Origin of the sequence: Rhizobium sp. AG855, assembly GCF_003610655.1 — a bacterium.
GTDB classification, from domain to species: Bacteria; Pseudomonadota; Alphaproteobacteria; order Rhizobiales; family Rhizobiaceae; genus Allorhizobium; species Allorhizobium wuzhouense.
The window spans coordinates 94,681-113,221 of sequence record NZ_RAQG01000006.1; the positions used below are offsets into that span (position 1 = coordinate 94,681).

16 protein-coding genes and 1 riboswitch are annotated in these 18,541 nt (G+C 61.3%); of the genes, 7 read left to right on the forward strand and 9 right to left on the reverse strand.

Annotated features, from left to right (window positions below; translation table 11 throughout):
* Positions 1–3 precede the first annotated feature (3 nt).
* Positions 4–1,152: a molecular chaperone DnaJ gene (dnaJ, locus tag DFO46_RS21640; RefSeq protein WP_110793729.1), complete on the forward strand. Its 1,149-nt coding sequence runs from the start codon at positions 4–6 to the stop codon at positions 1,150–1,152.
* A gap of 171 nt (positions 1,153–1,323) precedes the next feature.
* Here the strand turns inward: dnaJ and DFO46_RS21645 are convergent, their stop codons facing one another.
* From DFO46_RS21645 to DFO46_RS21685, 9 genes are all read right to left on the reverse strand, one after another.
* Positions 1,324–2,898 carry an FGGY family pentulose kinase gene (locus DFO46_RS21645; RefSeq protein WP_120279045.1) on the reverse strand — a complete coding sequence of 525 codons (1,575 nt, stop codon included), beginning with the start codon at positions 2,896–2,898 and terminating at the stop codon, positions 1,324–1,326.
* Positions 2,891–3,601 carry an HAD family phosphatase gene (locus DFO46_RS21650; protein ID WP_183041990.1) on the reverse strand — a complete coding sequence of 237 codons (711 nt, stop codon included), beginning with the start codon at positions 3,599–3,601 and terminating at the stop codon, positions 2,891–2,893. Before DFO46_RS21650 ends, DFO46_RS21645 begins: the two co-directional genes overlap by 8 nt.
* Positions 3,598–5,085: a mannitol dehydrogenase family protein gene (locus DFO46_RS21655; protein ID WP_120279046.1), complete on the reverse strand. Its 1,488-nt coding sequence runs from the start codon at positions 5,083–5,085 to the stop codon at positions 3,598–3,600. Before DFO46_RS21655 ends, DFO46_RS21650 begins: the two co-directional genes overlap by 4 nt.
* A 38-nt stretch (positions 5,086–5,123) precedes the next feature.
* Entirely contained in the window at positions 5,124–5,903 is a 780-nt protein-coding gene (locus tag DFO46_RS21660; RefSeq protein ID WP_110793726.1) for an L-iditol 2-dehydrogenase, read from the reverse strand.
* The gene (locus tag DFO46_RS21665; protein ID WP_110793725.1) at positions 5,900–6,898 is read right to left on the reverse strand and encodes an ABC transporter ATP-binding protein; all 999 of its coding nucleotides are present in this window, start codon (positions 6,896–6,898) and stop codon (positions 5,900–5,902) included. Before DFO46_RS21665 ends, DFO46_RS21660 begins: the two co-directional genes overlap by 4 nt.
* A 47-nt stretch (positions 6,899–6,945) precedes the next feature.
* On the reverse strand, positions 6,946–7,770 hold the full coding sequence (locus DFO46_RS21670; RefSeq protein WP_120279047.1) for a carbohydrate ABC transporter permease: 825 nt from the start codon (positions 7,768–7,770) through the stop codon (positions 6,946–6,948).
* Between the two features lie 22 nt (positions 7,771–7,792).
* Positions 7,793–8,665, reverse strand: coding sequence for a sugar ABC transporter permease (locus tag DFO46_RS21675; protein WP_120279048.1), 873 nt, complete (start codon positions 8,663–8,665; stop codon positions 7,793–7,795).
* 195 nt (positions 8,666–8,860) lie between these two features.
* Positions 8,861–10,171, reverse strand: coding sequence for a sugar ABC transporter substrate-binding protein (locus DFO46_RS21680; RefSeq protein ID WP_120279049.1), 1,311 nt, complete (start codon positions 10,169–10,171; stop codon positions 8,861–8,863).
* A gap of 147 nt (positions 10,172–10,318) precedes the next feature.
* On the reverse strand, positions 10,319–11,272 hold the full coding sequence (locus DFO46_RS21685; RefSeq protein WP_120279050.1) for a sugar-binding transcriptional regulator: 954 nt from the start codon (positions 11,270–11,272) through the stop codon (positions 10,319–10,321).
* A gap of 397 nt (positions 11,273–11,669) precedes the next feature.
* Positions 11,670–11,902, forward strand: a riboswitch (cobalamin riboswitch).
* 193 nt (positions 11,903–12,095) lie between these two features.
* On the opposite strand from DFO46_RS21685, the gene DFO46_RS21690 reads away from it, so the two are divergent.
* From DFO46_RS21690 to DFO46_RS21715, 6 genes are all read left to right on the forward strand, one after another.
* Positions 12,096–12,890: an ABC transporter ATP-binding protein gene (locus DFO46_RS21690; protein ID WP_183041991.1), complete on the forward strand. Its 795-nt coding sequence runs from the start codon at positions 12,096–12,098 to the stop codon at positions 12,888–12,890.
* A gap of 16 nt (positions 12,891–12,906) precedes the next feature.
* On the forward strand, positions 12,907–13,866 hold the full coding sequence (locus DFO46_RS21695; protein ID WP_120279051.1) for an ABC transporter substrate-binding protein: 960 nt from the start codon (positions 12,907–12,909) through the stop codon (positions 13,864–13,866).
* A gap of 70 nt (positions 13,867–13,936) precedes the next feature.
* Entirely contained in the window at positions 13,937–14,947 is a 1,011-nt protein-coding gene (locus DFO46_RS21700; RefSeq protein ID WP_120279052.1) for an iron ABC transporter permease, read from the forward strand.
* A gap of 75 nt (positions 14,948–15,022) precedes the next feature.
* Complete coding sequence (locus tag DFO46_RS21705) at positions 15,023–15,811, forward strand: DeoR/GlpR family DNA-binding transcription regulator (RefSeq protein ID WP_110793811.1); 789 nt, start codon at positions 15,023–15,025, stop codon at positions 15,809–15,811.
* Between the two features lie 90 nt (positions 15,812–15,901).
* Positions 15,902–17,410 (forward strand): glycerol-3-phosphate dehydrogenase, encoded by a 1,509-nt coding sequence (locus DFO46_RS21710; RefSeq protein WP_120279053.1) that lies wholly within the window; start codon positions 15,902–15,904, stop codon positions 17,408–17,410.
* Between the two features lie 48 nt (positions 17,411–17,458).
* Positions 17,459–18,538 (forward strand): ABC transporter ATP-binding protein, encoded by a 1,080-nt coding sequence (locus tag DFO46_RS21715; RefSeq protein WP_120279054.1) that lies wholly within the window; start codon positions 17,459–17,461, stop codon positions 18,536–18,538.
* Positions 18,539–18,541: the final 3 nt, after the last annotated feature.

Sequence of the window (18,541 nt, forward strand, 5' to 3'; positions counted from 1 at the left end):
ACGATGGCAAAGGCAGATTTCTACGAGACCCTCGGGGTCGGCCGCACGGCGGATGAAAAGGAGCTGAAGAGCGCCTTCCGCAAGCTTGCGATGAAATACCATCCGGACAAGAATCCGGGCGACGATGAAGCGGAAAAGAAGTTCAAGGAACTCAACGAGGCTTACGAGACCTTGAAGGATCCGCAGAAGCGCGCGGCTTATGATCGTTTCGGCCATGCTGCCTTTGAACAGGGTGGTGGCGGCTTCGGCGGTGGTGGCGGCGGTTTTGCCGGCGGCGGTGGCTTCTCCGACATCTTCGAAGACATCTTCGGCGAGATGATGGGTGGTGGTCGCGGTGGTCGTGCTCGCTCCACGGGCGGCCGCGAACGCGGGGCCGACCTGCGCTACAATATGGAAATCAGCCTCGAAGAGGCCTTTACGGGCAAGACGGCACAGATCCGGGTTCCGACCTCGATCACCTGCGATCTTTGCACCGGCACCGGCGCGAAGCCCGGCACCAAGCCGACGACCTGCTCAACCTGTCAGGGTTCCGGGCGTGTGCGGGCAGCCCAGGGCTTCTTTTCGATCGAACGGACCTGCCCGACCTGTCACGGTCGCGGCCAGACTATCTCCGATCCCTGCACCAAGTGCCACGGCCACGGCCGCGTGACCGAGGAGCGCTCGCTCTCCGTCAATATACCGGCGGGCATCGAGGATGGCACGCGCATCCGCCTGCAGGGCGAGGGCGAGGCGGGTCTTCGAGGTGGTCCCTCCGGCGATCTCTATATCTTCCTGTCGGTCAAGCCGCACGAATTCTTCCAGCGCGACGGGGCAGACCTTTATTGCTCCGTGCCGATCTCGATGACGACGGCCGCTCTCGGAGGCACCTTCGATGTGGTGACGCTCGATGGCACGAAGTCGCGCGTGACCGTTCCGGAAGGCACCCAGGCCGGCAAGCAGTTCCGGTTGAAAGCCAAGGGCATGCCGGTTCTGCGGTCGGCACAGACGGGGGATCTCTACATTCAGATCCAGATCGAGACACCGCAGAAGCTCACCAAGCGCCAGCGGGAACTGCTCCAGGAATTCGAGCAGCTGTCGTCGAAGGAAAACAATCCGGAATCGACGGGCTTCTTCGCTCGCATGAAGGATTTCTTCGACACGTTGAGCGACTGATCGACAACGATCTGTCGGATGTGGAAAAAGGGGCTGGCCGCGAGGCTGGTCCCTTTTCGCTATGGATGAACGCGACACACCGCGTGCTTTACCTGTGACCAATGCCAACGGCACGGTGCCGAATGCCATGGTCGAACTTCACGCGATCCGCGCCAGACTTGCGGATCCAGCTCACCGCAGAGCCGCCAACTCGTTTCGATGGCGGATCATGGTGCGCAGCAACGCATGATCCCGTGCCAAGGCCTTTTGCCGTGTCGGATCCGGATGCACGGCCCTGAGCGGAAAACGCATGGCAGCGCCGGCAACCTCGGTGCCATCGAACATGCCGGCGCACACGGCCGCATGAAAAGCCGAACCGAGCAGGACGGCATCGCAACCATCCGGAACATGCATCACGCAACCGGTCGCATCGGCGTAGAGTTGCGAAAGCAGGGGATGGTCGGCAAGGCCGCCGGCGAGGAAGAGATTCTGCGGGTTCCCGGCCTGCTCAGGCAGATGATCGATGATGTTGCGGATGCTGCAGGCCAGCGCCACGCAACTGCGCCAATAGAGACGCAGCAGGCCCTCCAGGCTTCGGTCGAGGTCGAGCCCCGCAATGGTGCCGGTCAGAAGCGGGTCGGAGACGGGCGACCGCGTCCCGTGAAAGTCCGGCAATACGCTGATGGGGAGACCGAAATCCGGTCCTTCTTCCGCCAGCCGCTCGGCAATCTGATCGAGCAGGGCGCGATGGCGATCCTTCGTCGGCGTGCCCCCTGCTGGATGGTCTTTCACGATGTGGTCGAGAAAGGCACCGGACGCCGATTGTCCCGCCTCGGTCAGCCAGAGCCCTGGCAGCGCCGCATCGCGGAATCCGCCCCAGCAACCCGGCCCTGAGATCGGCTTCTCCGACAACATCACGATGCAGCTCGAAGTGCCCGCGATCAGCGCTGCATGGTCACCCACAGGAGAGCGGCTTGTGCCGAACAGCGCGACGGCCCCGGCATAGGCATCGATTAGCCCCGGCGCAACGATACACCCCGCAGTCAGGCCGAGCGCCGCTGCCGCTCCGTCCGACAGGGAGCCGACGGGCAGGCCGATAGGATGGGAGGTCGCCGGAAGCCCTGCCTTTTCCGCGAGATCAGCCAGTCCGATGCGTGCATAGAATTCATCAGGTCGCGCGCCGGGCGGCTGTGGGAGGTACCCCCATTTCGACGCCAGCGGCGAGTGACTTCGCATGTCTATGCCGGTTGCTCGCCACGTCAGGAAGTCACTCAGGTCGAAGATCAGGCCGGCTTTTTCCCAGGTTTCAGGCATGTGCCGCTTCAGCCACAGGAGCTTTGGCAGCTGCATTTCGACCGAGAGCCGTCCGCCGAACCGCGCAAGCAAAGGATCGTCGATGGCATTGCATTCAGCCGCTTCGGCAATGGCACGATGGTCCATCCATAAGATGGTGTCCTGTTTCAATGTGCCGGTGGTGGAGACGGAGAGCGGCGCCCCGTCCCGGTCGCGCACGACCAGCGAACACGTGGCATCGAAGCCGATGGCGCCGACGGTCTCTTCGCCGATGCCCGCAGCAGACAGTGCTTCCCGGGACGCCGTACAGACGGCAGACCAGATCTCTTCGCTGTCCTGTTCCATGTGGTTGTGCAGCGGCCGATAAACGGAAATCGGCACCACACATCGGGCGAGCTGGCGGCCCGCGAGGTCAAAGATACCGGCTCGCGCGCTGCCCGTGCCAACATCCACGGCCATGAGGTGCTCACGCATCAGAATGGTCTTCCGGTCTCCTCGCTCCGCCGACAAAGTGGAGCAATTCTTCCATGGCGTCAAACCGTGCGTCGGGATGCAGCGCAAGGAGTGCGGCCTGATAGGAGGCATGGTTCGTATGCGATCCGCCCGTGAAGGCACAAACCGCCATGCCAGCCGCCTGGGCCGCAACGATACCCGCCGGACTGTCCTCGACGACCACGCAGGCCGAAGGGTCGGTCCCCATGGCTGCGGCCGCATATAGGAACAGATCCGGTGCCGGCTTGCCGTTTTTGACCATGGTGGCGCTGAAAATGGCATGCTTGAAGTGGTCAAGCAAACCGGTCGCCGTCAGCGACAGCTCGATCCGCTCGCGCTGGCTGGACGACGCGACGCACCATGCGATGCCCCTGTCTTTCAGCCCAGCAATCACCCGCTCGATGCGGGCGATCGGCTGCAGTTCCTGCCTGAACCGCGCATAGAGCGCTTCGCGCATCTGGCTGAGAAAGACCTGATCGATTTCGACCCGGAATTCCTCCTTCACGACTTCGGCCATCGAGGCAATACTGCGCCCGAGAAAGCGCTCCGCCGCCCCGTCCGTATCCATCGTGATGCCTTTTACCGCCAGCATGTCCACCAGGACCTCGAGTGCGATCGGCTCGCTGTCGACGAGGACACCGTCGCAATCGAAGATCACCAGTTGTATCGGCTGCATTGGCATCATGGGTCAGACAGGGTTCCATCCAGGTAGCGCTGGAGGGTATTGGCCGTTCCCTGACTACGCAAGCTATTGATCGCGGAAAGAAAACGGTTGCGGAAAAGCGGGTGACTTCCGATCGCACCAAAGATGTCGGTAAGCCCCAGGAAGGCATCCGGATTCGAGCGGGAGGCAAGCGCTGCCGTCTGCAGCCGCTCCGCGTTGGCATCGTTGAACACCAGTGCCTTGCCGTTGTCGGAGACCCCTTCGAAATAGCGGCACCACAGCGCAGAAACCAGCGCCAGACCCTGCACGTCGAGCCCCTTGGCCAGTCGGTCTGCCGTCGACGGAAGAATGAATTTCGGCTGCCGGTTCGAGCCGTCCTGGGCCAGCCGCGGAATGGTGTCGCCGATCTTCGGATTGAGGAAACGCCGTTCAATCAGATCGACATAATCCGATAGACTCGTGTCCGGCACGGGCGGCACGACCGGCACGATTTCCTCGTGTTCGAGCTTCGACAGGAAGGCGCGGATCAGCGGATGCTCCATCGCCTCGTGCACGAAGTGAATGTCGAGAAGCGCTGCCGGATAGGCGATGGCCGCATGACCACCGTTCAGGATCCGGAGTTTCATCAGTTCATACGGCGCGACATCCGCCACGAACGTGACGCCGACTGCCTCCAGAGCCGGGCGCCCGAGCGGAAACTTGTCTTCCAGCACCCATTGCTTGAACTCCTCGCAGAACACCGGCCAGCCATCTTCGATGCCATAGGTATCACGCGTCATGCCGATCTCGCGTTGCCCTGTTGCAGGCGTGATGCGGTCGACCATCGCATTCGGAAATGCCACATTTTCGTGGATCCAGTGCGCAAAATCAGGATCGAAGAGCTTCGCAAGGCCACAGAGCGTCGCCTCTGTCACTTCGCCATTGCCGGGGATATTGTCGCAGCACATGACGGTAAAGGGAGGATGCCCTGCCGCACGTCTGGCTTTCAGCCCGGCAATGATCAGGCCGAACACGGTCTGTGGCGTGTCCGGGCTCTGTGCGTCTGCAACGATCGCGGGATGATGGGGATCGAACTTTCCCGTGGCCGGATCGATAAAGTAGCCCCCTTCCGTGATCGTCATCGAAACGATGCGGATGGCGGGTTCAGCGAGCGTCGCGATGATACGGTCGAAGTCCGGCGCGGTGATCACGTCGAGCATCGGCCCCGTTACGGTTGCTGCCGAACGCGTTGTATCCTGCTCGACCACGGTGGTGAGGAAATCCTGTGCCTTCAGCGTATCCCGCATCTTCTGGTCCGACGGCATCACGCCGGCGCCGATGATCCCCCAGTCGAGATCACGCCCCTGGTTGAACAGCTCGTGCAGATAGACCGCCATATGAGCCCGGTGGAAATTGCCGACACCGAAATGCAGGATGCCGGGCGTGATGTCCTCGCGCCGATAGGTCGGCACCGAGGCCTTGGCCGAGATTTCGGCGAGATGGGCAAGGGAAAGTCTGGTCGTCATGATCCCGTTCCTTGGCTATGAGCGCGGCCTTGTGGCCGTCAGCTCATCCAGTTGCCGCCGTCGACATTGTAGGTCTGCGCCACGATGTATTCGGCTTCCGCAGACGCCAGAAACACCGCCATGCCGGTCAGGTCTTCCGCGCGTCCCATGCGGCCGAAGGGAACTGCCTCTCCGACCAGCTTCTTCTTCTCCCCGAGCGGCCGGTTCTCGTATTTGGCGAACAGCGCATCCACTTCGTCCCACATCTCGCTGCCGACAACGCCAGGCGCGATGCCGTTGACATTGATGCCGTGTTTGATGAGGTCGAGCCCGGCCGATTGCGTGATCGAGATGACGGCGGCCTTGGACGCGCAGTAAACGCCGACCAGTGCTTCGCCTCGGCGACCGGCCTGGCTTGCCATGTTGATGATCTTGCCGCCGCGGCCCTGGGCGATCATCTGCTTGGCGAATGCCTGCAGCGTGAACAGGCATCCGCCGACATTGATGTCGAAGACCCGTTGGTAGCTCTTGCGCGTGATCTCAACGATCGGGGCCAGATCGAAGATCGCGGCATTGTTGACGAGAATGTCCACGCCGCCAGCCTTGTCGACGCAAGCCGCGACTGCCGCGTCGATCGACTCCTGGTTCGAAACGTCGATGCGCACGGCATAGGCGGCAGGACCAATTTCCGCAGCCGTCGCCGAGGCGCGGTCGAAATCGATATCGGCGATGGCAACGGCCGTTGCCCCCTCGCGTACATAGGCCTCGGCGAAGGCGCGACCGATGCCGCGTGCCGATCCCGTGATGATCGCCGATTTTCCGTTCAGTCTGCCAGTCATTGGGCCAGTCCCTTGTCGTTGAATTTGTGCATGCGGTTTGGATCGGGCGTGATGAAAACCTTGTCGCCATGGGAGACAGGGAAGTCACCGCTGGTGCGGACAGTCACCATGCCGATCTTGTCGACATTCACGTGCAGGAAGGTATCGGATCCCAGATGCTCGGCGACGCCGACCACGCCCGCCCAGGTGCCGCTCTCCGCAGAGAGCTTGACGTGTTCCGGACGGAAACCGATCGTGTGGGCATTGTAGGGTGCGGCCACTTCGCCCGTGGCGAAGTTCATGCGCGGCGAGCCGATGAAGCCGGCGACGAAGATGTTGTCGGGCTTGTTGTAAAGCTCAAGCGGCGAGCCGACCTGCTCGATATGACCGGCGTTCAACACAACGATCTTGTCGGCCATGGTCATGGCCTCCACCTGGTCGTGGGTGACATAGATCATCGTCGTCTTCAACTGCTGGTGCAGTTCGCTGATTTCAAGCCGCATGGTGCCGCGCAGCGACGCATCGAGGTTGGACAGCGGCTCATCGAAGAGAAAGGCGGACGGTTCGCGCACGATCGCCCGGCCGATTGCCACACGCTGGCGCTGGCCGCCGGAGAGCTGGCCCGGACGACGGTCCAGGTAGTTGGTGAGGTTCAGCACGCGGGCGGCGTCCGTCACCTTCTTCTCGATGACAGCGGGATCAAGCTTGGCCATTTTCAAGGGAAAGGCGATGTTGTTGCGCACGCTCATATGCGGATAGAGCGCATAGGACTGGAATACCATGGCGAGGCCGCGCTTGGCGGGCGCTTCGTCGGTGACATCGCGGCCGTCGATAACGATATGGCCGGTCGTGGTATCCTCTAGCCCGGCGATCAGGCGCAGCAGGGTCGATTTCCCGCAGCCGGAGGGGCCGACGAAGACGACGAACTCGCCTTCTTTGATCTCCAGGTCGATCCCCGGAATGACGGTGGTCGCTCCGAAGGATTTCGTGACCTTGTTGAGGACGATGTTACCCATGTGTTGTCTCCCCGTAGCCGTTTCGGCTTGTTGGCCCGCTGACCGGTTTATTTCACGGCGCCGAATGTCAGTCCGCGCACGAGCTGCTTCTGGCTGAACCAGCCCATGATCAGGATCGGGGCGATGGCGAGCGTCGAGGCGGCGGAAAGCTTGGCCCAGAACAATCCTTGCGGACTGGAGAACGAGCTGATGAAGGCCGTCAGTGGCGCAGCGTTGGTGGCCGTCAGCCGGATCGTCCAGAAGGCTTCGTTCCAGGCAAGAATGATATTGAGGAGCATCGTCGACGCGATGCCCGGAACGGCCATCGGCGTCAGCACATAGACGATCTCGTTCCACAGCGAGGCTCCGTCCATGCGAGCTGCTTCCAGGATTTCGGAGGGAATTTCCCGGAAGTAGGTGTAGAGCATCCACACCACGATCGGCAGATTGATCATCGTCAGCATGACGGTGAGACCGATGCGGCTGTCCAGCAGTCCGAGATTGCGGAAGATCAGGTAAATCGGAAACAGCACGGCAACGGCCGGCATCATCTTGGTGGACAGCATCCACATCAGGATGTCCTTGGTGCGCTTGCCAGGCGAAAAGGCCATCGACCAGGCCGCAGGAATGGCGATCAGGAGGGCAAGCAGCGTGGAGCCCACCGACAGGATCACCGAATTCATGAAGGGCTTGAAGTAATTGTACTGGCCCTGAACCTCGGCATAGCTTTCGAGTGTGCCCGACGGGATCAGATTGAAGCCGGCAATTGCCTCGGTTTCCGATTTGAACGACGTGATGATCGTATACAGGATCGGAAAGAAGATGATCAGGGCGACGATCCAGGCGGTGACCGTGAAGACTGCCTTGCGTTTCGTGCTGATAGCGCGTGCCATTGACGTGTCCTCTTAGTTCCGCTCAGCGGTCCAGGTTCTTGCCGACTGCGCGCATGGCGAAGAAGGCGACGATATTGGCAAGGATGACGGCGATGATGCCCCCGGCCGATGCTTGGCCGATTTTGAACTCGAGCGAGGCCTTCTGGTAGACGAGGAAGGGCAGGTTGGTGGAGGCGTAGCCGGGTCCGCCATTGGTGGTGACGAGGATCTCCGCATAGACGGCCAAAAGGAAGATCGTCTGGATCAGGATGACCACGGTGATCGCTCGCGACATATGCGGCAGCGTCAGATGCCAGAAGCGGGATAGGAAACCGGCGCCGTCCATTTCGGCTGCTTCCATCTGCTCGTTGTCCAGCGATTGCAGCGCGGTCAGGAGGATCAGGGTCGCAAAGGGCAGCCACTGCCAGGCAACGATGATGATGACCGAAAACAGCGGATACTGGGCAAACCAGTCCACGGGTTGCACGCCGAGGAAGCGGGAAATATCGGCAAAGACCCCATAGCTTGGATGCATGATCATGTTCTTCCACACGAGTGCCGCCACCGGTGGCATGACGAAGAACGGGGAGATCACCAGGATGCGCACAATGCCCTGGCCGAAGATCGGCTGGTCGAGCAGCAGGGCCAGGAGAATGCCGCCGATGACCGTGATCAGCAGAACGCTGCCCACGATCAGCAGCGTGTTGATGATCGAGGAGAGAAAAGCGGGATTCGAGTAGAACAGCGCGTAATTGGCAAAGCCGACAAAGCCGTCGCGGATCGGGTTCAGCGGGTTGTATTGCTGGAACGAAAACCACAGCGTGAAGCCGAGTGGCACGATCATCCAGATAAACAGCAGCACCAAGGACGGTGCCATCATCAGTCTGGCAAGCGTTTGGGTCTGTCGCGTCGCCATGGTTCCCTCCCGATTGATCTGGACCGTTCGGTCTCTTGCTGCTCTTAAACCGTCATGCACGCCTGAAACCGTCGCAAGGCTGCAATCAGCCATGACTTTGCGCATTCCAGACATTGAGAGAGCTGAGCGCCCCTTCCGGGCGGTCGGAGCAGGGCCGGTCTGTCGACTGCGGCCCCGCTCTCATTTTGTAGAAGACTACTTGATGTAGCCGCCTTCGGTCATGGTCGCTGTCGAGGCGTCCTGTGCCTGCTTGAGCGCATCGTCAACGGACATCTGGCCGGCCAGAGCCGCCGAGAAGAGCTGGCCGACAGTCGTGCCAAGGCCCTGGAATTCAGGAATGGCGACGAACTGGACACCGACATAAGGCACCGGCTTGACGGTCGGCTTGGTCGGGTCGGCAGCGTTGATCGAGTCCAGCGTCATCTTCGCAAACGGAGCGGCCTTCTGGTACTCGGGGTTTGCGTAGAGCGAGGAGCGCGTGCCCGGAGGAACGTTGGCCCAGCCTTCCTTGGAAGCGACGAGTTCGAGATAGGCCTTGCTGGTTGCCCAGGAAACGAACTTCTGAGCAGCTTCCGCCTTCTGCGTGCCGGCCGGAACAGCCAGCGACCACGCCCAGAGCCAGTTGCCGCGCTTGCCGAGACCGGTGTCGGGGGCGAGCGCGTAAGCGACCTTGTCAGCGACGGTGGAGTCCTTCGGATTCGACACGAAGGAAGCCGCCACGGTGGCGTCGATCCACATGCCGCACTTGCCCTGCTGGAACAGCGCCAGGTTCTCGTTGAAGCCGTTGGAGGAGGCGCCAACCGGGCCTGCGTCCTTCATCAGATTGACGTAGAAGTCGAGCGTGTTTTTCCATTCGGGCTGGTCGAACTGCGGCTTCCAGTTTTCGTCAAACCAGCGCGCGCCGAACGAGTTAGACATGGCGGTCAGGAACGCCATGTTCTCGCCCCAACCGGCCTTGCCGCGCAGGCAGATGCCGTTCACGCCGGTGGCGCGGTCGGTCATCTTGCGGGCCGCCTCGGCCACGAAGTCCCAGGTCGGAGCGTCGGGCATCGTCAGCCCGGCCTTTTCCATCAGGTCCTTGCGGTACATGATGAACGAGCTTTCGCCGTAGAACGGGGCTGCATAGAGCTTGCCGTCAACCGTCAGACCACCGGCAATCGCCGGGATGATGTCGGCGGCATCATAGTCGGCGCCAAGGTTGTCGAGCGGCAGAAGCCAGTTCTGCTTCGCCCAGATCGGAACTTCATAGGTGCCGATCGTCATCACGTCATACTGGCCGCCCTTCGTGGCGATGTCCGTCGTGACGCGCTCGCGCAGGACGTTTTCTTCCAGTGTAACCCACTCGACCTGAATATCGGGGTTCTTGGCGGTGAATTCCGAGGTCAGGCCCTGCATGCGGATCATGTCACCATTGTTCACGGTGGCGATCGTCAGGGTTTCGGCAGAGGCCATGCCGGCAAGCGCCAGCGCCGAGCAGGCGCCCAGCAAAATCGTCTTCAATGTCATGTCTTCCTCCCAGAAGAAAAATGAGCATTCGATTTGCTCATGGGCAATTACTCAGTTGTGGCGCGCGCAAAGTCAAGCGGGATTCATTGCTGCAGCGCCGCATAAATCGCCCAAACGTATGAATATGAATGAGAAAAACTTGGCCCGTCAGCGCTTCAAAAGCCGCCTGGCCGCTTCTTCGTCGGTGATAAGGCCATTGATGTGCCCCCCTCGCACGGCGGCGAGGATGGCGGCATGCTTCCGTTTGCCGCGCGCCATGCCGATGACGGTCGAGTGCTCACGCGAGGGAATATGGAGGCTGGCCACGCGGTCGTTGACGGGGTGGTCGAGCAGGTTGCCATCTGCGCCGAAGATCCAGCCGCAGATCTCGCCAACGGCTCCGGCGCGCAGCAGATCTTCCATCTCGTCGGGCTTCAGGAAGCCATCGACCAGAAGCGGTGCCGTGATCGCCATGTCGCCGATGCCGACGAAGGTAACGTCCGACTTTTGTCCGAGCGCGATGGTCGGCGCGACGAGTGGTTGCGCATGAAGCAGCGCCTTCTCTTCGGGGGAAGACACGATAACCGGCAAGGGCATCGGAAAATGCGGCGCCTTGATCGCGTCCGCCATCGAGAAAATGACGTTGAAGTAGGCGGCCGATCCATCGGGGCTGATGTTCCCTGTCAGCGAGACGATCTTGTGCTGCGGACATTCGATCGGGGACAGCTGGTCGATCATGGCGCGAAGCGTGCGTCCGGTTCCCATGGCGATCACCAGCGGATCCGATTGCTTGAGCCAGCGCTCAAGCTCGGCTGCGCCTGCTTCTGCGACGCCGACTGTTGCCGATTCCGATTCGGGGTCGGAAGGAACGATCTCCACCTGCCGCAACCCGTAGCGCTCCTTCAGCGCTTCCGCCAGTTCGAGACAGGCCGCGATCGGATGATCCAGCCGGACTTTGATCAGCCGCTCGGCAATCGAGAGTGACACGAGGCGCTGCGCACTTTGTCGCGAAATTCCCATGAGAGCGGCAATTTCGTCCTGGGTTCGCCCGGAGACATAGTAGAGCCAGCCCGCGCGCGCGGCATCGTCCAGCCTCGTCTGTCCTTCACTCCGCCGCGCCATTCGCTCTCGCCTCCCTTTGCGGAACAGTGCTGCCAATTTTGCCGCCTGCTGTCAAATCGGGCCAGGGATCGGGGGAGGGCGTTGGCAGGGGAAAGATCGCCGCCGCAAGAAAAAGATCCCGCCGGAGCGGGATCGAGGTGGGAGCGCTGACGCTACCGGGGGAGGTTGGGGGAGGAAAGACTGTGACGACTAAACGGCTCGATGTTCCCTTTGTTCCATCAGGATGGAACAAAAATCGGGCATTCGGAAAATCCCGAATGCAAAGTGTCGCAGACATTCGGCGCCCAGCTCAGTTTGATGATGCGAAATTCTATCATACTCCCATTGACGTATGTAATGTTATTACATATCAAGCACGAACGACGAAGGATCCCGCTTGACCGTCCGGTCAGAGAGGCTCTATTCAGGAGGGGACGGTTCCCCCACCGGATGACTCCGAGGGGATTAATAGGGAACACGGTGCGGAAGACCCATAAGGGACCAAGACCGTGGCTGCCCCCGCAACTGTAAGCGGATTGCCGTCCATTCTCGCGGCGCGAAAGCGTCGGGCCACTGCGAGTGATCGTGGGAAGGCAGATGGACGACAGATATTCGCGAGCCAGGAGACCTGCCGTCAAGTGAATGAGAAACGTAGCGGACGGGGTGTTCCGATGGATACGATCTGGCTTGCAAACCGCGCCTGTGGCGTGCGTTTATCGGTGCCATTTTGCCTCCGGAGAAGTCCTGCGGAGGAAAACTATGCCGGATATCTGCAGCAATGAGCCTTGCGCTCGGCGGGTGACGTGGCGACATTCGACCGCCTTCCAGGTTGGGAGAGCTGTCGATGAGTTGTGACACGAAGGGGATCTCCCTGCGGTCTGTCGGGCTCGGCTGGGGGCCGAAGTCCTCCCATTTTCTGTTGCGTGACGTCACCTTCGCCATCGAAGGCGGTGACCGCCTTGCCATCGTCGGTCCGAATGGTGCCGGCAAGACGACACTTCTGCGTTGCCTTTATCGCGGCGTGGCACCGCTTGAGGGCCGGGTGGAGATCGACGGTCAGGACATGGCCGATCTGACACCCCGCCAGGTCGCGCGCCGGGTCGCCGTTGTCCTGCAGGAAATGCCGGCCGATTTTCCCTTCACCGTGCAGGATGTCGTCCTCATGGGCCGCGTCCCCTGGCGCGAAGGCCTCACCGGCTGGACGGAGCAGGACCGTGAAGAAGCCCGCCATGCGCTCGGGCATCTGGACCTGCTCAGTCTCGCAAGACGGCAATTTTCGACCCTGTCCGGCGGTGAAAAGCAACGTGTTCTCGTGGCGCGCGCGCTCGCCCAGAACCCGGAGATCGTCATTCTCGACGAACCGACCAATCATCTCGATATCCGGCATCAGCTCGAGATCCTGGCTCTGCTGGCCACGCTTCGGTTGACCATCGTCACCAGCCTGCACGACATCAACCTCGCCGCCGATTTTGCCACCCATGTCGCTCTGATGCAGTCGGGTCGGATGACGGCATTCGGCCATCCGGACGACGTTCTTACCGATCATGCCATCTCCGGCATCTTCGGCGTGCTTGCCTCACGCCAGCGTTTCGCCGGCTCCGCCTCCTCGCAGTTTTCCTTCTCCCTTGCCAGTTCCTGATTTCGAAAGAAGCACCATGATCTCGCCCCGCCTTCTCTCCATCTCCACCATCCTCGGCGCTGTTCTTGTCGCCTCCGCAGCGGCCGCCTTCCCGGTGACGGTCAAGAGCTGCAACCGTGATGTCACCTTCGACGAGGCGCCGAAGCGTGCTGTCTCCAACGACGTCAATCTCACCGAAATGATGCTCGCCCTGAAGTTGCAGGACCACATGGTCGGTTATACCGGCATCTCCGGCTGGAAAACGCTCGACGCAAGTCTGCGTGAAGGTGTTCAGGAACTGCCAGAGCTTTCGCCGAAATATCCCAGCAAGGAAGTTCTGCTCGAGGCGGATGCCGATTTCTACTTCGCCGGCTGGAACTACGGCATGAAGGTCGGTGGCGAAGTCACCCCCGAGACGCTGAGCCCCTTCGGCATCAAGGTCTATGAGCTGACGGAATCCTGCAGCCACATCATGGCCAAGGCAAAGCCGACCATGGACGACATGTTTGTCGACTTGCTCAACCTCGGCCGCATCTTCGGTGTCGAGGATCGGGCAGAAGCCTTGGTCGCCGGCTACAAGGATGGACTTGCAAAGATCCAGGAGCGCATCGGCACGATCAAGGAACCCGTCCGCGTCTTCGTCTACGATTCCGGCACGGAAAAGCCCTTCACGTCAGGCCGCTTCGGCATCCCAACCGCCATGATCGAAGCCGCCGGCGGCATCAACATCATGGACGATGTCGAAAAGAGCTGGACCGAAGTCTCCTGGGAGCCGGTCATCGACCGCAATCCGCAGGTCATCGTCATCGTCGACTACGGCGATGTCACTGCAGAGCAGAAAATCGCCTTCATGAAGGAAAACCCGGCCTTCAAGAACCTCGACGCGGTCAAGGCCGATCGCTTCGTGGTGCTCGCCTATGTCGAGGCAACGCCGGGACCACGCAATGTCGCGGCAATCGAGCGCCTCGCTGAGGTTTTCCACCCGCGCAACATGTAATCGGGCCGAACGGCCTCGGCGCGCGCCGGGGCCGCGACCGGATTGAATCCAGTATAGAAACAGGAACAGAATGCGCGGCAGCAGGATCTTGCTCTGGACCGTAGGCTCGCTTGGTCTGCTGCTCCTCTCAGTCACTCTCGGCGTCTCGCTCGGCTCGGCGCGCATTCCGGTCGGCATGGTCTGGCAGATCCTCGGCCACCATGTGGCGCCCGGCCTGTTCGAGCAGACCTGGTCGGCTGGCCGCGACAGCATCGTCTGGGAAGTACGCCTGCCGCGTGTGCTGCTGGCAGCCCTTGTCGGCGCCGGTCTCGCGGTCGTCGGCGCGGTGCTGCAGTCCATCACACGCAATCCGCTCGCTGATCCGCATCTGCTCGGCGTATCCTCGGGCGGCTCACTCGGGGCCATCGTTGCGCTGCTGCATACGGGCCTGATCTTCGGGGCCGTCACCGTTCCCCTGTTCGCTTTTGCCGGGGCGCTGGTCGCGACCATGGCTGTCGTCGCCGTGACCCGGATGACGGGTGCCGCGCCGGATCGACTCGTGCTCTCGGGCGTCGCGGTTGCCTTCATTGCCACCTCACTCGGCAATCTCGCGATCTTCCTTGGCGATCCCCGCGCCGCGCATACCGTGATCTTCTGGATGTTGGGTGGCCTCGGCCTCGCCGAATGGGGCCACCTCGTCTATCCTGCCGCGACCCTGGCTGTCTGCCTTCTCTTCCTCGTCCTGCGCGCCCGGGAAATCAATGCGCTCGCCATGGGCGACGAAACAGCCGTTACCCTGGGGGTCCCGGTCTCCCGCTTCCGGGCCGAACTCTTCGTCGTGACGGCTCTGCTGACCGGGGTGATGGTCGCCTTTTCCGGGGCCATCGGATTCGTCGGTCTGCTGGTGCCCCATTTCGTCCGGCTGACGGGCGGCAGTGACAATGTCCGTGTCATTCCCCTGTCGGCCCTGGTCGGCGCCATCGCGCTGATCCTCGCAGACGTCGTCTCCCGCACCATCATGGCGCCGGAGGACGTACCGATCGGTGTCATCACGGGGCTCGTTGGCGGACTGTCCTTCATCCTGCTGTTGAGGCGCCGCTGACATCATTTGAGTTTTCAGTTGCCCTTGGTTCGTTTTCACTTAAGTTGAAGAAAAACGAAAGAGTAGGGGATGGAGATGCTGCTTTCGGCCCGACAGACGGAAATCATGGCGCTTGCCAAGGAATACGGGCGCGTGCTCGTCGATGAGCTGGCCGCCCGCTTCGCAGTCACACCGCAAACCATCCGCAAGGATCTCAACGATCTGTGCGACGCCCGAGCGCTGAACCGGATCCATGGCGGTGCAGTCTTCCCGACCGGAAATGAAAACGTCAAATACGAAGCGCGCCGATCCATGGCAGCGACGGAAAAGCAGGCGATCGGTCGGGCAGCGGCCGCCCTCATCCCCGACAACTCCTCTCTTTTCATCAACATCGGAACCACCACGGAAGCTGTAGGCGACGCACTTGTGGACCATAAGGAATTGATGGTCATCACCAATAACATCAATGTTGCCAATCGCTTGCGTGTATTTCCGTCGATCGAGGTGGTCATCGCCGGTGGCGTGGTCCGCGGGTCCGACGGTGGCATTGTCGGCGAAGCAGCTGTCGATTTCATCCGCCAGTTCAAGGTGGATTTCGCCGTAATCGGTGTGTCGGCGATCGACGAAGATGGCGCCTTGCTCGATTTCGATTTCCGGGAAGTGAAAGTTGCACAGGCCATCATCGCCAACGCGCGTCATGTCATCCTCGTCTCGGATGCGTCCAAGTTCGAGCGAACGGCGCCGGTGCGCATTGGCCATGTTTCGCAGGTTCAGACCTTTATAACCGACCATTGTCCCTCGGACAGCATCCGCTCCATTTGCGTGGAAAACGATGTCCGAATGATCGAAACCGCCGCAATAGAAGCCACGCCTGATTCACTTTAACTTTCGTTTGACATTCGTTTAAATTTCGATTTAGATATCCATGCTTTCGCTATTGCAGCAAATGCTGCAGTGCGAAAACTGGGAGGAAAGATGTCGGGGCAGCCTATCTACGATCTCTTCGTGATCGGTGGCGGGATCAACGGATGCGGGATCGCGCGCGACGCGGCCGGCCGTGGCTACTCCGTCGCTCTTGCAGAGATGAATGATTTTGCCTCGGGCACCTCATCCGGTGCCACAAAGCTGATCCATGGCGGTCTGCGTTATCTCGAACATTACGAATTCCGTCTCGTACGCGAAGCGCTGATGGAGCGGGAAGTGCTTTGGGCCATGGCGCCGCACGTCATCTGGCCGCTGCGCTTCGTTCTGCCCTTCCAGAAGGGGGGCATCCGCCCGGCTTGGCTGATCCGCCTCGGGCTGTTCCTCTACGATCATCTCGGCGGTCGCAAGCTGTTGCCGGCCACCCGCACGCTTGATTTGCGCCGCGATCCCGCCGGAAAACCCTTGAAGCCGATCTTTTCCAAGGCCTTCGAATATTCCGATGGCTGGGTCGACGACGCCCGCATGGTCGTCTTGAACGCTCGCGACGCCGAAATTCGCGGCGCAACCATCCTCAGCCGCTCGCGCGTGACGTCGGCGAAGCGCGAGAATGGCGTTTGGGTCATCACCACCCGCAAGCGCGACGGATCGGTATCGACGCATCGCGCCCGCATGCTCGTCAATGCCGCCGGTCCATGGGTCGACCAGGTGCTCGCCGGCGCCTTTGGCCGCAACAATGTTCACAATGTCCGCCTGGTTCAGGGCAGCCACATCATCGTCAAGAAGAAGTTCAACGATGCGCGCGCTTATTTCTTCCAGAATCCGGACAATCGCATCATCTTCGCTATCCCCTATGAGCGTGATTTCACCCTGATCGGGACCACCGACCGCGACTATACCGATGACCCCAAGGATGTTCGCATCAGCCCAGAAGAGGTGAGCTATCTCTGCGGTGCCGCAAGCGAATATTTCCAGGAACCGGTCGTGCCCGGCGATATCGTCTGGAGCTATTCGGCCGTTCGCCCGCTCTTTGACGACGGCGCCTCCAAAGCCCAGGAGGCGACGCGCGATTACGTCTTGAAGGTCGAAGGTAATGAGGGCGAGGCGCCCCTGCTGAACGTCTTCGGCGGTAAGCTGACGACCTATCGCCGGCTCGCCGAGCATGCGCTTGAAAAGATCGGTGAGACCATCGGCGTGAAGGGCACGTCCTGGACGGCCGGCAGCCAGTTGCCTGGCGGCGACTTCGGTGTCACCGCCTATGAGGCAACCGTCGAAAAGCTGATCAGGAGTTACCCGTTCCTGCAGCGTTCGCATGCCGAAAGATTGATTCGCTGCTACGGCACCGACGCCCATGCCATTCTCGCCGGCGCCCGGGCAATCGAGGATCTCGGTCGCCATTTCGGCGGCACGCTCTACGAGGCGGAGGTCCGTTGGCTGATCGAGCGGGAATGGGCGGTCACGGCAGAGGATGTGCTGTGGCGGCGAACCAAGCAGGGATTGTTCCTGACGCCTGAAGAGGCGGAAGGCCTGGACGGTTATATGGGGCTGATGGCTGCGGCCTGAGAGCCATCAACGGAAAAGACCGACGGTTTGGAGGAGGCCCGAGGAAACATGTTGGAACTGCGTAAAGTCTCGAAACAGGTGGGGGTGGAGTATCACATTCACCCGACCGATCTGACGTTGCAGCGGGGTACGCTGAACGTCCTGCTCGGCCCCACGCTTTCGGGCAAGACCTCGCTGATGCGGCTGATGGCCGGCCTCGACAAGCCCACCTCCGGCAGCGTCTTCGTCGATGGCGTCGATGTCACCGGGGTGCCGGTGCAGAAGCGTCAGATCGCCATGGTCTACCAGCAGTTCATCAACTATCCCGCCCTCCCCGTATACGAGAACATTGCCTCGCCGATGCGCGTCTCGGGAGTCGACCAGGCGACGATCGACCGCGAGGTCCGCAAGGCTGCGGATTTGCTGCGGCTCACGCCCTATCTCGATCGCACGCCGCTCAGCCTCTCCGGCGGTCAGCAGCAGCGTACCGCGCTCGCACGCGCCATCGTCAAGAAGGCCAATCTCGTCCTGCTCGATGAACCGCTCGCCAACCTCGACTACAAGCTGCGTGAGGAACTGCGCGAAGAGCTGCCGAAAATCTTCGCTGAGTCGGGCGCGATTTTCGTCTATGCCACGACGGAACCCTCGGAGGCGCTGCTGCTTGGCGGCAATACCGCAACCCTGAGTGAAGGTCGGGTGACCCAGTTCGGCAGCACCATCTCGGTCTACCGCAAGCCTGCCGATCTCGCCTCGGCCCGCATCTTCGCCGATCCGCCACTGAACACGCTCGACGTCGTCAAGGTCGGCACTCAGTTCCAGCGCGACGGCCGGCCGATATTGCCCGTGCCGGCCCATCTGGGGGCGATCCCGGATGGCCCCGTCACCATTGCCTTCCACCCGCACCATCTCTCCTTGTCTGGCGAGGTCGGCTCTACGGGCCTTGCGGCGCGCACGCTGGTTTCCGAAATCGCCGGCTCCGAGAGCTTCATCCATGTCGAATATGGCAATGCCCGTTGGGTGAGCCTGGAGCATGGCATCCACGACATCGAACCCGACCGGGAGATCGACGTCTATATCGACACCCGACACCTGATGGCCTTCGATGCCGAGGGCCGCGCCCTTGGCGTCGCGCCTGAACTGGCAGCGTGAGGG